The 15158-nt window shown below is 38.5% G+C and carries 16 protein-coding genes; 6 read left to right on the top strand and 10 right to left on the bottom strand.

What is annotated here, in order from left to right; genetic code table 11:
* The first annotated feature begins 2 nt into the window (after window positions 1-2).
* Genes AACZ41_RS08005 through AACZ41_RS07990 form a run of 4 tightly spaced genes read left to right on the top strand, consistent with a single transcriptional unit; the run spans window position 3 to window position 3526 of the window.
* Window positions 3-272, top strand: coding sequence for a F0F1 ATP synthase subunit C (locus AACZ41_RS08005; protein ID WP_339627866.1), 270 nt, complete (start codon window positions 3-5; stop codon window positions 270-272).
* Between the two features lie 8 nt (window positions 273-280).
* On the top strand, window positions 281-1063 hold the full coding sequence (locus tag AACZ41_RS08000) for a hypothetical protein (RefSeq protein WP_339627864.1): 783 nt from the start codon (window positions 281-283) through the stop codon (window positions 1061-1063).
* 1 nt (window position 1064) lies between these two features.
* Window positions 1065-2615: an alternate F1F0 ATPase, F1 subunit alpha gene (locus AACZ41_RS07995; protein ID WP_339627863.1), complete on the top strand. Its 1551-nt coding sequence runs from the start codon at window positions 1065-1067 to the stop codon at window positions 2613-2615.
* Window positions 2615-3526 carry a F0F1 ATP synthase subunit gamma gene (locus AACZ41_RS07990; RefSeq protein ID WP_339627862.1) on the top strand — a complete coding sequence of 304 codons (912 nt, stop codon included), beginning with the start codon at window positions 2615-2617 and terminating at the stop codon, window positions 3524-3526. Before AACZ41_RS07995 ends, AACZ41_RS07990 begins: the two co-directional genes overlap by 1 nt.
* Window positions 3527-3563: 37 nt before the next feature.
* Here AACZ41_RS07990 and AACZ41_RS07985 read toward each other — a convergent pair whose 3' ends face one another.
* From AACZ41_RS07985 to AACZ41_RS07960, 6 genes are all read right to left on the bottom strand, one after another.
* Window positions 3564-4016, bottom strand: a complete 453-nt coding sequence (locus AACZ41_RS07985) for a pyridoxamine 5'-phosphate oxidase family protein (RefSeq protein WP_339627861.1) — start codon at window positions 4014-4016, stop codon at window positions 3564-3566.
* A 138-nt stretch (window positions 4017-4154) separates the two neighbouring features.
* Window positions 4155-4607: a pyridoxamine 5'-phosphate oxidase family protein gene (locus tag AACZ41_RS07980; RefSeq protein WP_339627860.1), complete on the bottom strand. Its 453-nt coding sequence runs from the start codon at window positions 4605-4607 to the stop codon at window positions 4155-4157.
* A 224-nt stretch (window positions 4608-4831) separates the two neighbouring features.
* Entirely contained in the window at window positions 4832-7369 is a 2538-nt protein-coding gene (glgP, locus tag AACZ41_RS07975; RefSeq protein ID WP_339627859.1) for an alpha-glucan family phosphorylase, read from the bottom strand.
* Complete coding sequence (locus AACZ41_RS07970) at window positions 7353-8597, bottom strand: glycoside hydrolase family 57 protein (protein ID WP_339627858.1); 1245 nt, start codon at window positions 8595-8597, stop codon at window positions 7353-7355. Before AACZ41_RS07970 ends, glgP begins: the two co-directional genes overlap by 17 nt.
* Window positions 8598-8609: 12 nt before the next feature.
* Window positions 8610-9815: a glycosyltransferase family 4 protein gene (locus AACZ41_RS07965; protein ID WP_339627857.1), complete on the bottom strand. Its 1206-nt coding sequence runs from the start codon at window positions 9813-9815 to the stop codon at window positions 8610-8612.
* 439 nt (window positions 9816-10254) lie between these two features.
* Window positions 10255-10554 (bottom strand): hypothetical protein, encoded by a 300-nt coding sequence (locus AACZ41_RS07960; RefSeq protein WP_339627856.1) that lies wholly within the window; start codon window positions 10552-10554, stop codon window positions 10255-10257.
* Between the two features lie 129 nt (window positions 10555-10683).
* Here AACZ41_RS07960 and AACZ41_RS07955 point away from each other — a divergent pair, with 129 nt between their 5' ends.
* Both AACZ41_RS07955 and AACZ41_RS07950 read left to right on the top strand, forming a co-directional pair.
* Window positions 10684-10863, top strand: a complete 180-nt coding sequence (locus AACZ41_RS07955; RefSeq protein ID WP_339627855.1) for a hypothetical protein — start codon at window positions 10684-10686, stop codon at window positions 10861-10863.
* Entirely contained in the window at window positions 10860-11102 is a 243-nt protein-coding gene (locus AACZ41_RS07950; RefSeq protein WP_339627854.1) for an Hsp20/alpha crystallin family protein, read from the top strand. Before AACZ41_RS07955 ends, AACZ41_RS07950 begins: the two co-directional genes overlap by 4 nt.
* A gap of 148 nt (window positions 11103-11250) precedes the next feature.
* On the opposite strand, the gene AACZ41_RS07945 is transcribed toward AACZ41_RS07950, so the two are convergent.
* The 4 genes from AACZ41_RS07945 to AACZ41_RS07930 all read right to left on the bottom strand — a co-directional run bounded on the left by AACZ41_RS07945 (window position 11251) and on the right by AACZ41_RS07930 (window position 15150).
* On the bottom strand, window positions 11251-11412 hold the full coding sequence (locus AACZ41_RS07945) for a hypothetical protein (protein ID WP_339627853.1): 162 nt from the start codon (window positions 11410-11412) through the stop codon (window positions 11251-11253).
* Window positions 11413-11548: 136 nt separating this feature from the next.
* Window positions 11549-12268 (bottom strand): peroxiredoxin, encoded by a 720-nt coding sequence (locus tag AACZ41_RS07940; RefSeq protein ID WP_339627852.1) that lies wholly within the window; start codon window positions 12266-12268, stop codon window positions 11549-11551.
* Between the two features lie 82 nt (window positions 12269-12350).
* Entirely contained in the window at window positions 12351-13184 is an 834-nt protein-coding gene (locus AACZ41_RS07935) for a patatin-like phospholipase family protein (RefSeq protein ID WP_339627851.1), read from the bottom strand.
* Window positions 13185-13848: 664 nt separating this feature from the next.
* Complete coding sequence (locus tag AACZ41_RS07930) at window positions 13849-15150, bottom strand: erythromycin esterase family protein (RefSeq protein WP_339627850.1); 1302 nt, start codon at window positions 15148-15150, stop codon at window positions 13849-13851.
* Between the last annotated feature and the right edge of the window lie 8 nt (window positions 15151-15158).

Below are 15158 nucleotides of genomic sequence, written 5' to 3'. Positions count from 1 at the left end.
TTATGGATAATTCAACTTTAATCGCAATGGTCTCAATCATTACCGCTGGCGTAACCACTGGTATCGGGTGTATGATACCCGCATTGGGCCAAGGAAAATCTATTTCTACTGCCTTGAGTTCAATGGCACAACAGCCCGATGCCGGGCAGACCATTACCCGTACACTATTTGTAGGATTGGCGATGTTGGAGTCGCTTGCAATATACTGTTTCGTGATTTCGATGATCCTCATTTTTGCCAACCCATTCTGGAACCATTTCATCGCCAAATAATAGTTATAATGAAAATAAATTGGTTCACTTTAATAGCACAGATTATCAACTTCCTCGTTTTAATGTGGTTGCTAAAGCGCTATCTATATAACCCCATTTTAAATGCCATAGACCAACGGGAGAATAAAATTGTAGCCCAACTCAAGGATGCCGAAGCAAAAAAAGCCGAAGCGGAAAAAGAACGTGACGAATTCAATAAAAAGAATGAAACCTTTGAAAGGCAAAAGGGCGAACTTATGCAAAAGGCAATTGTGGAAAGTAATGAGGAAGGCCGGAAACTCAAAGAAGAAGCTAGAAATGAAGCCAATGTATTAAAGGCTAAATTGGAAAAAAATATACAGGACAGCCAAGAAAATAGGAATCTTGAGATAGCCCAAAAGATTCAGCAAGAGGTGGTGGCAATTGCCAAAAAAACACTTACTGACCTTTCTTCTGCTAGTTTGGAAGAACAATCTGTGCTGACCTTTATTAAGAGAATCAATGAACTAAAAGAGGATGAAAAGCAAAAAATGATTTCGACCTTAACGTCAAGAAAAAATCCTATTTTGGTAAAAAGCGCCTTCAAGTTATCGACTAAACTGCAAACCGAAATCCAGCAATCGATAAATGCCGTATTGGACGAGGAAAGCCAATTTCAGTTTAAAATAGCACCCGAACTTATTAGCGGAATCGAATTATCGGCTAATGGCTATAAACTGTCGTGGAGTATCTCGGAATATATCAATTCTCTTGAGAAAAGCATGAATGACAGCGCACAGGTAAATATTCAAACCACATTAGAAAAAGGATGATATGGCCCTAAAAAAAGATAAGGATTTCATTGAGCGAACATTCGACCAACTAGTTAAAGGACGTGAAAAGCACCACTTTCCCCTTTTGCCTCGAGAGGTGGGAATAGTTAGTAGTGTTTCTTCCGGGGTGGTCAAGGTTTCTGGCCTGTCTAGTGCAGGATTTGAAGAATTATTGAAGTTTCCTGGAGATTTGTACGGAATTGCCTTTAACATTGACGAACATGAGATAGGCGCGGTATTACTTGGAGAAGATTCATTAATAAATACTGGCGATGAAGTGGAACGGACAGGTCGTGTAATGGATATTCCCGTTGGTAATGCGTTGATAGGGAGGGTTATAAATCCATTAGGGGAGCCTATGGATGGGAAAAAGGCCATAGCATCTGATCAACGCTTACCTATTGAACGTATTGCCACTGCGATAATGGATCGTTCTGCGGTTACCGTTCCCTTGCAGACCGGACTAAAAGTGGTAGATGCGCTTATACCCATTGGTCGAGGGCAAAGGGAGCTGATTTTAGGGGATCGCCAAACAGGTAAAACGGCCATTGCAGTAGACACCATCATCAACCAAAAAGATAAAAACGTACTCTGTATCTATTGTGCCATCGGGCAACGTGCCTCATCTGTGGCCAAAGTCATTGCTAATCTTAAGGAAAAGGGAGCCATGGAATATACCACTGTCATGGTTACCGAAGGAAATAATTCTCCTGGATTACAGTACATAGCACCTTATGCAGCCACAAGTATTTCGGAATATTTTATGCATCAGGGCAGAGATGTGTTGATTGTATATGATGATCTGACGAACCATGCGCGGGCTTATCGCGAACTATCATTGCTTTTGAGAAGACCCCCAGGGAGGGAGGCCTTTCCAGGGGATATTTTTTACATCCATTCCAGGTTACTGGAACGTTCTACACATCTAAATGATGCACTTGGAGGCGGATCACTGACTGCTTTGCCTATTGTTGAGACCGAGGCACAAAATATATCTGCGTACATCCCTACCAATTTAATTTCTATAACCGACGGGCAGATTTATCTCTCTCCAAAATTATTTGAACTGGGAATTTTACCTGCTGTTGATGTCGGGAAATCCGTTTCTAGGGTAGGGGGTAAAGCACAGTTGCCCGCATATCATTCCATAACCGGAAATCTAAAGCTCGCCTATTCCCAATTTGAGGAATTAGAGACCTTTGCGCGATTTGGTTCGCATTTGGATGAAAACACAAGAAAAATCATTGAACATGGTAAACGAATCAGGGCCTGCTTGAAACAAAAGGAACTCCAGCCAATGTCCACTCCTGAGCAAATAATAGTATTATTGGCCCTAGTGGATGGCCTTTTTGATGGGGTACCATTGGAGAAAATGCAACTTGCAGAGACTGAATTGCTTAAAATTGTCGGGGAACTCCCTACCGATATGGTCAAACGACTCAATTCAGCTACGGCATTGGAAACTTCCGATCGAGAATCCATTTTTGGCCGGGCGAAAAATATACTAACCTCTTTTGAGGCCAAACTTAAACAAATACCTGAAAAGAACTAATGCGCACTTTAGAAAGTTTAAAAAGACAAATTTTAGGTGCGGGAGAGCTAAAGTCCATTGTACGTACCATGAAGGCCATGGCTGCAGCAAATATCGGTCAATATGAGTCGGCAGTCGGTTCTTTAGTCGATTATTATACTTCGATTTCCTTGGGTATTGTTGCCTATTTTAATGATAAGAATATCGGCCCTATTCTTGAAATTGAAAAACTTAAAGATAATAGTGAAAATTCAATTTGTGCAATAGTGTTTGGTTCGGATCAAGGATTTGTGGGGCAATTCAATGACACTCTTACCGAATTTGTGTCCAAATCGCTTTTGGACCTTCCCGGCAGGAAAGAAGTGTGGACAGTAGGCACAAGAATTCCGCTGCTTTTGACGGATATAGGCTTGAACGTTACCAAGAATTTTCCATTACCGAATTCTATAGACGTGGTTACCTCGCTAATTGGGTCCATTTTGATAAATGTAGAAGAAAGTCATTCGAAAGGTACCCTTCATGAATTTTATATTTTTCACAACCATGCGATACCAAAGGCTATGTATGGCCCAAAAAGTCAGAGACTGCTACCCTTGGACGAACAATGGCGGCAAGAACTGACTGCAATTCAATGGCCTTCCAAGAAGATACCTCAGGTCATAGGAAAAAATAAAAACACCTTAAAAGCCCTCCTTAGCGAATATCTATTCGTGACCTTGTTCAAAGCCTGCTCAGAATCCCTGGCCAGTGAAAATTATAGTCGTTTGGCGGCTATGCAACGGGCGGAAAAAAACATAGAAGAGCTACTGGATGATGTTAATCATACCTACCATCGCTTGCGACAAAGTACTATCGACGAAGAACTTTTTGATGTGGTCTCAGGGTTCGAGGCTCTGAAAAATATGGGCTTACATAAGATTGCGAAACCCTAGGCCTAACAATTTAAGCAATCGTCTTTGCACTTACTATTTAGGTCTCTTTACGTTTTCCTGTAATCTCTAGTATATTTATTCTATATACAATAGAGTGCTCACCTGAGTACCGCTTACTAGAAAACTCATTGATAAATTCAACTTCTTTTCGTTCTTTGCTATGGATAATACTTTTTACACCATCAGCAAATAGATGTAATTTCTTTTTGGCATCATCACCGTTTAGCTCTTCAAATGTGCCATGCACAAGAACCGATTCCCAATTGTGTACTGATTGAACTTCATCGACCTGTAAAGAAACAAAATGGTTTTTACGCATTGCTTCTATTTTATGACCGTTCCCTGAATAACTGATAATACTATTATCTTTCGAATCAAAATAATAGGTTATTGGGACAGTGAAAGGCTTATTTTGAGCTATAAAAGCCAAATGACCTATATAATTGTTCCTGAGAATACGCAAACCTTCGTTTGTTTTTAGATCTGTCATTATTACTACATTTTTAAACTTTTTACTCCTAGCTTAAACTTGTTTTATTCGATCTTGCCCATAGGCCATAAAACCGATATCTACTGCTTGTTAATATTGAGAAGTAGACGGTATTATTATTATTATTATTATTATTATTTATTCCCTTTTTCTCCCAGTAACTTCGCCAATATTCAATCGATAAACTACAGGGACTCCACCTCCATGTAATTTAGTTGAAAATTCACCAATAGATGAAGGCTTATAGTTTTCCTTTTTCTCAATAATACTTTTTATGCCTTTTGCGAATTCGTGTAGTTCATACTTGGCATCTATTTGAAATAACTCTTCAAACGAGGCGTGTACCAATACAGATTTCCATTCATGGATTGAATCAATTTCTTCTACCTGTAAGGATACGGTCCGTCTATTTCGCATTGCTTTAATCTTATATCCCTCTGAAGAATAAGATACTAAACAATTGTTCTCTTGGTCATAGTAATATGTAATGGGCACAACATAAGGTATACCATTACATATATAGCCTAAATGGCCCAAATAATTGTTTTTAAGAATATTTAGGCAATCTTTTGTTTTTAATTCTTTGATCATAACTATTTTTTTTAATTTTTAGTCTAAATCTATTTTATGAACCTCTGCTGAATAATTGATTATAGCAATACTTGCTAGGTCATAGAAATAAGTATTGGGTATGGTAAAAGGACTGCCTTGAGCAATTTATGATAAGTGTCCTATAATTGTCTTTAAGAAACGCAATACTTTCCCTTTTCGATAAGTTTTCCATCAATATTTGTATTTAAAATTAATCGATAAATTTAATGTTGCCATCGTATCAGGTTATCTTCTAAAGGCACTGAAATTCCTTCGTAGTCGGAAATTATCCGTACCGTATAATCACTGGCAGGTCTTGATGTGGTAATATGGGCATGATATCTATGTGCTTCTTCTTTTGGTTCAGAATCTCTTTCCATTTTAAGTATTTCAGGTATCCCTCCGTTCAGACCGTCTGCAAAGAGCTGAATCAAAATGGTATCGGGATTTATATTTTTCAGAGATACGGATATATTATACTGAAAACCACCCTCTACATAGTCAATCGAAACTTCTCCAAATCGTATTCCATCCCATTTGTTTCTTAAATCATGCTTGGCGTTAACAATTCTCTTTCCCATACTACCTTGTTTGGCCGCCCTTTTCAGGTAATTATTGGCGGCGGGTAGATAATAATCCTCGGTATATTCCCTTACGGCGCGATTTGCTGAAAATTTTGGGGTCAATGTCGCCATACTGTTGCGCATCTTCTCTATCCACAGCTCTGGGATTCCGTTATTATTACGATCGTAAAATGCAGGAACAACCTCTTGTTCAAGTATTTGATATAAGGCATCTGCTTCTACTGCGTCCCAATTGGGGTCATTGCCGTGTTCCTGTGTATCGCCCAATGCCCAACCTACTTCAGGAGTGTAGGCTTCGGCCCACCATCCATCCAATTCGGATAAATTGATGCCCCCGTTGACCAATACTTTCATGCCACTTGTTCCACAGGCTTCCCAAGGGCGTCTTGGCGTGTTGACCCAAACATCGGCACCCTGCACCAACTGTTCTGCCATTAACATATCATAGTCACTCAAAAAGATTACATGATGGTATAAATTATGATGTTGAATGAACTTTATCCATTGCCGTATTAATGCTTTGCCAGATTCGTCAAACGGTGGCGATTTGCCAGCAAGAACTAGCTGTACCGGACGTTCGGGATTAGTTAGTATTCGAATAAACCGCTCAGGGTCGTGTAATAATAGGTTTGGCCTTTTATATGGGACAAAACGTCTTGCAAAACCGAGAGTTAACGTATTTGGATTAAAGATTTCGGGTAGCATATCTTCAATTTCAGGTCTTACCGCGATAGCCCTCATTTGTTTTGCAAAACGTTCACGTGTATAATTGACTAATTTTGCTCGGGAAGTGTTTCGAAGTTGCCAGAGTTCTGTATCGGTTACTACCGAAATATCACCTTCGAGTGTTTCGAGATTTCCCCGCCAACGTTCTTTTCCACAAGACTCTGTCCAGATTTTATCCGCAAATTCAGAATCCCAATTTGGCGTATGAACACCGTTTGTTACTGATTCTATTGGTACCTCTTCTTCTGGCCATCTCGGAAACAAATTCCCAAAAAGTCGGCGGCTAACTTCTGCGTGCAAACGACTTACCCCATTAACTGCTCCACTTCCTCGAATGGCCAAAAAAGCCATATTGAAATTCTCTAATGGATTATTTGGATTCTCCTTACCTAAGGCCAACAAGTCATTAAAGTCAATACCTAAATCATTCTTTGCGTACCCTCCAAAAAACTGCCACATCAACGAAGGATGGAAATGATCAAAACCGGCAGCAACAGCAGTATGTGTCGTAAATACATTACCGGCGCGGGTTATGGTCAAAGCTTCTTCAAAGGAGGTTCCCGTTTCCTTCATGAAATTACTTGCACGTTCCAATACTAAAAATGCAGCATGGCCTTCGTTCATATGGTAAACATCTGGGTTTATTTTCAACTCTTTAAGTAATTTACATCCACCAATTCCCAATATAATTTCCTGTTGTATACGTAGGTCAGTCCCTCCTCCATATACTTCACTGGTAATTGCCCTGTGCATTGGGCTATTGGCCGGGTCATTACTATCCATAAGATATAGTTTTACCTTACCCACTTGAACTTGCCAGGTACGTAGCCAAACCGTATGCTCCGCTAAATTTATCGCTAACCTTAACCACTCCCCATTGGGCAGACGTAGTGGGCTTATGGGCAGTTGCCCAGGATCGTTATAGGGAAAAAGGGCCTGTTGTGTTCCGAATTGGTCTATGACCTGTCTAAAATAACCTTGTTGGTATAGCAATCCGATGGCCACGAATGGTACCCCTAGATCACTTGCCGACTTCAATTGATCACCCGCAACATTACCTAGTCCGCCCACGTAAATAGGCAATGCCTCACTAAGCATGAACTCCATACTAAAATAGGCAATGCATTTAAGTGGAGAATTTGGATAGTTTTTTTGAAACCAAGCGGGATCTGAAATTGATTTTTCTTTCAATTCGATCATCTCATCCACCTTTTTTCTGAATTCTTGATCGTTCATTAGCTTTTTAAGCTGGTCTCTGGATACATTCTGTAAAACTACCCACGGGTTATGGGTTTCCATCCAAAGATCTGGATCAAGATGGTACCAGATTTCATCTATCGCATGGTTCCATGACCATCGTAGGTCTAAGGCAAGTTCGGCAAGCGTATCTACCCCTTCGATATCCGTGGGTAAAAAACCATATACCTGATTATTGCTAATTAATTGTTTCATCTATTTGTTTTTTACTGAAAGACCGACTATTCTTTCTTTTTGCACTTTTCTTTGTTTTATCCTCGACTTTCAGCTGAAAGTCTGAAAGTACGTTCATGTATTTAAGAAAAGCGGCATAGGGGTTTTCATAGGGATTGAACAAATTGTTAAGGTCTTCATCAAAATTGTTCATATATAAAAAATGATCCGCAGACTTTAGTCGCTCCCAATCTTGATGTAAGAACTTGTCCTTTGTTTTTTTAATCAAATTCTCCATCACATATAAGGTATCGAAAGCTTCTTGTTGCATCTCATTTTTCAACCATACAGAACCGTTCTTGTCCGTACCAGTCCAAGAAATAGGTGTTGAAATTTTGAGTTTGGCTTTGGCCGAAACGGATTTTAAAACTTCTTCGGGCGTACTTAATTTAAGGTCTTTGGATTCAGCTATATGGCGGAATAGGAATTCTAAGAATTCAAAAATGCCAGACTCCTTTTTATGGTGTTCTCCAAAAGTACCGTAATCCATTACCAGATTCACCAATTCATCCGATGCCGGAAGCGCACTTAACCAACCTAAATACTTTTCGGAAGTCAAAGGCCATTCATTCCAGTTTCGTTGAGAAAACCGGAGTGCTATATCATCACTCAGAGATGTATTTCTTAAAAACAAGCTTAAGGGTGGCCTTGATGCGCTTTTATATAGATTATTAGGACTTTTTCCGTTCAAAATAACAGATGAACCTTCAGTAATTACGCCTTTAAAACCCAAATCGGAAATCATTTTTCCTATTTCATCTGAATAGAGAAGTCCAGTGTTTAAAAATACTTTGGGCCTTTTTCTAAAAAGCTTATTGATAAGTCTTTTATGTTCTAAAACTTCCTCGTGAAAAGCACTTTCGCTTTTCAAAGAAGATAATGAGGTCGCATAATTCTGACCTAAAAACTCGATATTTCCTGTTGCTGCCAATTCTTTAAAACTTTCCAATACCTCAGGGACATATTGCTCCATTTGATTTAGTGCAGTACCGGAAATTGCAAAACTTACTTTTATTTTGTTTCCAAAAGTGTTGATTAGATTCAAAAGCAATTTATTGGTAGGTAGATAGCTTTCTTCCACAATTTGACGCATTATCTTTGCATTGGTTTCTTCGTCAAAGTAATTATAGTGACTACCTATCTCAAAAAAATGAAAATTGCGCAGACGATAAGGCTGGTGAACTTGAAAGGTAAAGCAGATATTTTTCATTATGGATCAACGTTAGGCTACCGATTGATAGGTTGATGATACTGTTTCCGCTGCATGGCCCCAAGTCAAATTTTGCAAGGTTACCCTATTAAGACCTTTAACCATTTTTGCAAATGATTTGTGGTTGATTAGCCCGTAAATGGCCTCGGAAAGGCTATCCGTGTCCCAATAGTCCACGATAAAAGCGTGAGGCAGCACTTCGGCAACTCCTGATTGTCTAGAAATAATTACTGGAATATTGGCTTGGATGGCCTCTAACGGTGCTATTCCAAATGGTTCCGATATGGAAGGCATAACAAAAACATCGGTCATGGCAAGCATGCGATCCACTTCATGGCCTTTTAAGAATCCAGTGAAATGAAAATGGGAAGACAATCTTTTGACTGCTACTATTTTTATCATCTCTGCCATCAAATCTCCCTTGCCAGCCATTACAAACCTTACATTTCTGTCTCTTTTTAAGACTTTTTCAGCAGCCTCTATAAAATATTCAGGCCCTTTTTGGTAGGTTATTCTACCTAGAAAAGTGACTATTTTTTCTTTGAATCTAGAAGTATCAAGATTTTGTGATATATCCTTTTGCTTTACACCATTATAGGTTGTAATTACCTTTTTTGCATCGATGTGGTATTTATCGATTATGATTTTTTTGGTAAGGTTGCTTACCGCCATAACCTTGTCAGCAACTAACATGCCCTGCCGCTCAATTTCATAAATTTCGCGATTGATCTTGGCCGAACGATCAAATGCTGTGGCATGTACATGTACTAATAAAGGTTTGCGACTTATTTCTTTAGCAATGATCCCCGCAGGAAAGGTAAGCCAATCGTGGGCATGTATAATATCGAACTCAAGCTCTTTCGCCAGTTTTGAGACCACTACCCCCAACCAGTAGACTTCTTCAATTAAATTCGGTCCGTAGGCTCCAGAAAAATTATATTTGTCCCCACTTAAGTTGTGAATTTGTGTAGGATCAACATTGGGTATTAACTTTCTTAGTTGGGGGTAAGTAATTGAATCTTGTTTTTTGGGAAGTTCAACGTTGCTAGCACTTATCAACCGAAATCGCTCCGATTGCATTTCTTTTACCGCTTTGGGCAATAGAAACAACACTTCATGGCCTTTCTTTAATAAACTTTCTACCAATCCTTGACAAGCGGTGGCCAACCCTCCTGAGATATGGGGCGGATATTCCCAGCCTAACATTAATATTTTCATTTTCATTGTTTTAAGTTCATGGGATGCTAAATGTAGAAAGGAGAAAAGGCTTTATGAATGATATAGATCATTAGTTGAAAATATTCTTAAGAATTTTGAAAATTTTGGGTCTATGTAAATTGATTTTTGATAACCCATATAGCTGTAGTTAAGCCCTTGTCATATTATGGTTAACTCATTATTTATTAAGCCCTTTTTTAATTCTCTGTGACTTGCTAATGCTAGAAATGGATGGCTTTGAAGTATTGAGGACTTTGGGTGACCATCCAGATTTCAATACTAAACCCTTTCTATTTTTTAGTACAAAAACGGAAAAAAAAGACATACGATGATGAATTGATGCAGAGGCAATAGATTATATCGTTTAACCATTTGATTTAGATAACATGGGACTAAAAATTGAACAGTGTCTAAAAAAATCGCAAGCATCCGATGAACTCTAAAGATTCGGAGTAGGTAAAAGCCTATTATTGGGTTTACTTTCAATAAAAATCAAGAAATACAAAATCACCAAGATAGTTGCCAACCCTGTGATAATAAAAGCCGTATTTGCATCAAATGCATACCAAATAAGTCCTGCCAATATGCTTGCGATCATAGTACAAACACTCTGAAACCCGGCGTACATTCCAATAGATTTCAAATAGATAGGCATTATTGGGTATAGCATTTCACTAGCCATGTCAGTGAACAAGCTAATTAGAGATAAGGTCCAAACGGTCCGTGAAATGTATTTCACAACATTTAAATTTATGGGATTTAAAAATATTCTTAAAAAATCAAGATTATACTGACTTAAATCATTTTTAACGTATGCGACGCAATGTACTTACGGGTTATAGATTTATATAACCTAAAAGATTATATTATGTCATTAGTAAAGTTTAGAAACAGAAGGCCACTACGAAACATTATGACCTCGGATTTTTTTAATGACCGTTTGTGGCCAAGCGAGATTGAAGAGCCTGCTATGAACATCAAGGAAACCGATGCTAATTTTGAAATTGAACTAGCCGCTCCCGTGTATTCCAAGAAGATTTTAATGTGACGATTGAAAATGGATGTCTTAATATTTTAGCAGAAAACACCAGCTCTGTAGAGGAAAAAGAAAAGGATTATCGCCGTAAAGAGTTTAGCTATAGTTCTTTTAAAAAATCACTTCGTCTGCCTGAAAATGTAAAGGATGAAGAAGTAAAAGCTACTTATAAGGACGGAGTACTGAAATTTAATCTCAAAAAGAAGGAGCATACCAAAAAACACGCACCTAAGAAGATTGCGGTTTCTTAAAAAATATTTTTTGCATTGCCCTCAAAGAACAAAACATCTCTCTCCTTAAAATATGTCTTGTTTGGGATCTTTTTTTTGGGATGCGTTATTTATTATTAGAGAGAAGATGAAATTTTTTGCAATGGAAATTTGCAACATCGACATCGGGTCAAAGTTTTGAAACACCATCTACTCCTTTATGAGGATCATAGCACTCTTTGTTCAGTGAATACAAGACATAATCTCCATTCCATTTCAACAAATCTAGATGGATGGTCAAGAATAAAATGTCGTTTTTAAGGGAATAGGTGTACTCAACATCGTTGGTCATATTGCCCTTTCTTAGTTCTAAAGCGACTATTAGTAGTTTTTTGATAGAACCCGCACCCGCCTAATTTTGTCCCTATGGTTGTAGCGCTCCTTCCTTGTGGTATATAGACCGAGTGTTTTCACTTGAATATCATTTATTAATCATTAAGAATGGTATCCAAGACTTCTTTTTTATCCAATTTCTTGGTACAGAAAAACCAGTCCTTGCAATCAAGTTCCCCATTGTTTGTATCCATACGTTCAGCGGCGACTCCACATGATCCAGCTGGAGAAATAATCACATCATCCCCTGGGTTCCAATCGGCGGGAGTTGCTACTGAAAATGCGTCTGCTGTTTGCATCGCTATTAAGGCCCGATAGATTTCGTCAAAATTTCTTCCCAAGCTTAAAGGATAATAGATTAAAGCCCTGATAAGACCTTTGGGGTCAATAAAGAAAACGGCACGTACTGCTTGTGTTTTACTTTCCCCAGGTTGGATCATCCCATATTTTTTAGCCACTTCCATGGTAATATCCTCAATCAAGGGAAATTTTACTTCAATATTTTTCATGCCGTTGAATTCGATTTTGTCCTTTATGGTACGTAACCAGGCAATATGACTGTATAATCCATCTATGGACAGCCCCACCAACTTACAATTGGCCTTGCCGAACTTTTCCTCGAGGCTCGCAAAAGTTATGAATTCAGAGGTACATACAGGTGTGAAATCTGCCGGATGGCTAAAGAGGATGACCCATTTTCCTTTGTAATCGGCCGGAAAATTGATATCTCCTTGCGTTGTTACCGCTTTAAATGCCGGTGCTTTATCACCAATTCTAGGTATGGGGATTATCTGTTCTTCTATTAATGTGTCCATCTTAGATATATTTTAATTAAGCTTTTTGAATATTCTGACGAAATTAAAGTGTGAATTTATTCGTCAAAATGATCTAAATCATCTACTTTTCATTTTTTGTAACATCTACTGAGAAATCGCTCATTGCCTCAACCTGTGTGGCTAAGTCCGATGTCTTTTGCGCGATATCAAAATCCTTCAATGCTTCTATGGCTGCCTCATAACCTAAGTTAAATATGATATTAGAATTTTTCATTGAGAAAAGATTATAATCATTCATATTCTTGGGATGGATGAAAACATCACAGTCTTTAATTTTAGACTTAGATTCATATGCTGTCTTTATTTGGTAAGCTCGTTCAACTATGGAATAGGAATGGTTCAGGTTTTGAATTTTTTCTTTTCCCAATGGGTTCACATACACACCTATTATTTGATCGCAAAACATTTTTATAAGTTCCACTGGAAAATTATTCAGCGTTCCCCCGTCGATATAATAATCATTATCGATCTTTACCGGTGTAAACATACCGGGCATCGCTGCAGAGGCCAAAAGAGGCCAAATAAGTTCTCCTTTATGAAAGACCTTCAAAGTACCATCCAAGAGGTCAGTTGCGGTTATATAAAGTGATTTTTTAAGGCTTTCAAAGCTATCATCAGGTAAATGTTGTTTTAGCTCATCATAGAATTTGGTGGAATCCATTATCCCTGGTTTGTTTCTTGCGTACTTTGCTAGACTGAAGAACTCCAAATTTTTAAAATAATCTAACATTTCTTCCCAACCAATTCCGTTCGCATACAATGCCCCGACAATGGCACCGGCGCTTGTGCCGGCAATGTGGGTTGGATAAATACCATGTTCTTCCAGTGCTTTAATGGCACCAATATGGGCAATTCCCCGAATTCCTCCACCAGAAAGCACTAAACCTATATTCATTGAAAATTGATTTTAGATTCAAATGTACTGGAGTCTTAATGGAAAAATAATGACTTAAATCATACCTATTTTTTTACCGTACTAACTTTGCTCAAAAAGAATGTTACTGACCAATGGCATTTTTTCTTGAAGGATTGATGACTCGAATAAAAGACTGGATACGGAACAAAATATTTTTTTACAAAAATATATGAGAATTTACAGTTAAGGGAACAGACCATAAAGCTCATTAAAGAAAGCATGCGAAATTTTGAGGTTTTCATTCTCGGTAAATTGGAATATACACATTGGAACGGCCGAGGGCCTTTCGTAAACAATGAGAAAACGCTAAAACAGTATTGGAAAAAGCTATTGGGGTCATCAGAATGTTTTGGAATTCTTTCCAATCCTTAAATTGGCCACATTTTTATTATAGGATCTTTGACCTCTGTTTTTTTTTATATAATTGGCGAAAAAATACTTTGAGCAATGACTGTAGGCCCGTATGGTATTTTAAGGGGTTTGGGAATTAAAGAAAAAAAGGCCCTTACCCATCTCAATAATTGGGATAAGGGCAACTATTTTTGCTTAGTCAAGGATTATGTTAATGAACTAAAAATTTTTGAAAATGAATTAAAAAAGATAATCAAAACAGGTTAGTATTAGAATTCAAGAGGAGTATGTATTAAAACGCCCATGGATAGGTTTCGGGCAGTTGGGTTTTATCCACAAATAGACCCATCGCATGCAACCCTTGCGACCTATCAATATGAAGAAATGCATCATATCTTTCAGGCATAACGGAAGGTACGTAATTACCTATTCGCTCATAATGTGGATGATAGACCACACCTATTGCCCGTTGTAAAATGGGGTTATTGAATTGTGGGTCCTTCTTTAAGTCGTCCATGAGCAGCAATTGATCTCCTTTTCCTGTTTGGTGCATGAGATGTTCCCAAGAGCCTTCCATTGCAGGGGGTACAATCATATTCCGCATAGGAGCGCCCCATTCCGATCCTGCGACTACGGTACCTTGATACGATCCGAAACCGACAATTTTTGGATTATAGTCGGAAAGCTGTTCCCTTACCAGTTGGCCAACATTTATGGACCCCTCATGAGCCATGTTCGTTGCGCGGGCATCGCCCACATGGGTATTGTGTTCCCATATAATTACCTTGGCTTCTTTACCATGAAAATCCAATAACCTTTTCAAGGTGTCCATCATATGATGATCTCGAATATTCCATGAACTTTGGTTGGCTCCTATCATAGAGCGATAGTATTTTTCGGCATTTTTGGCTATATGGGCATTTTGTTCCATATTGAGTGAGGCCTCTATATCGGTATTGAAAGATTGAACACGTTGCTTGATGTCCCGTAACAAATTGACCACTTCATCTTCACAGGTCTTGGGTGTAAAGCGATGTAATGACCTTGCATAGGCCATACCCATTTCATCTCCATAAGGTTCAAAACAACCCAATGCCCTTTTGGCGGAGGTTGTAAGAGATGGATCGTGTGTTTTTAGATAGTCCATAATGGCTTGCATGGATTCCCAAAGACTGTACACATCCAAACCATAGATGCCAACCCTTTTTTTAGCGTGCAAATTATCATTGTGTTTATGCAACCAATTGATCAAGGCCTCTATTTCCCAGTTACCCCACATCCAAGTTGGCCATCTATTAAATTTTTTTAATACTTCTACTGCGCTACCATGACTGTTCGTATAGTGCTTTACATATCGATTAACACGATAAAAATCAGGCCAGTCTCCCTCTACGGCAATACAGTTGAAACCGTGTTCTTCTATAAGGCTTTTACTGATGGCGGTTCGCCAAGTATAGTATTCATGTGTTCCGTGGGATGCCTCGCCCAGTAAAACAACACGAGAATCGGATAATTTTGATATTAACGGATCAAGGTCGAGAACCGTTGACAATTTCCTACTTGCGTTTTTAAGTACCGCTATTTTTTTATCCATTGCATCCA

The sequence above is a fragment of the uncultured Maribacter sp. genome (assembly GCF_963974015.1).
Taxonomy (GTDB): domain Bacteria; phylum Bacteroidota; class Bacteroidia; order Flavobacteriales; family Flavobacteriaceae; genus Maribacter.
The sequence above is the reverse complement of the archived record's forward strand: the minus strand, read 5'-3'. Positions and strand labels throughout refer to the sequence as shown.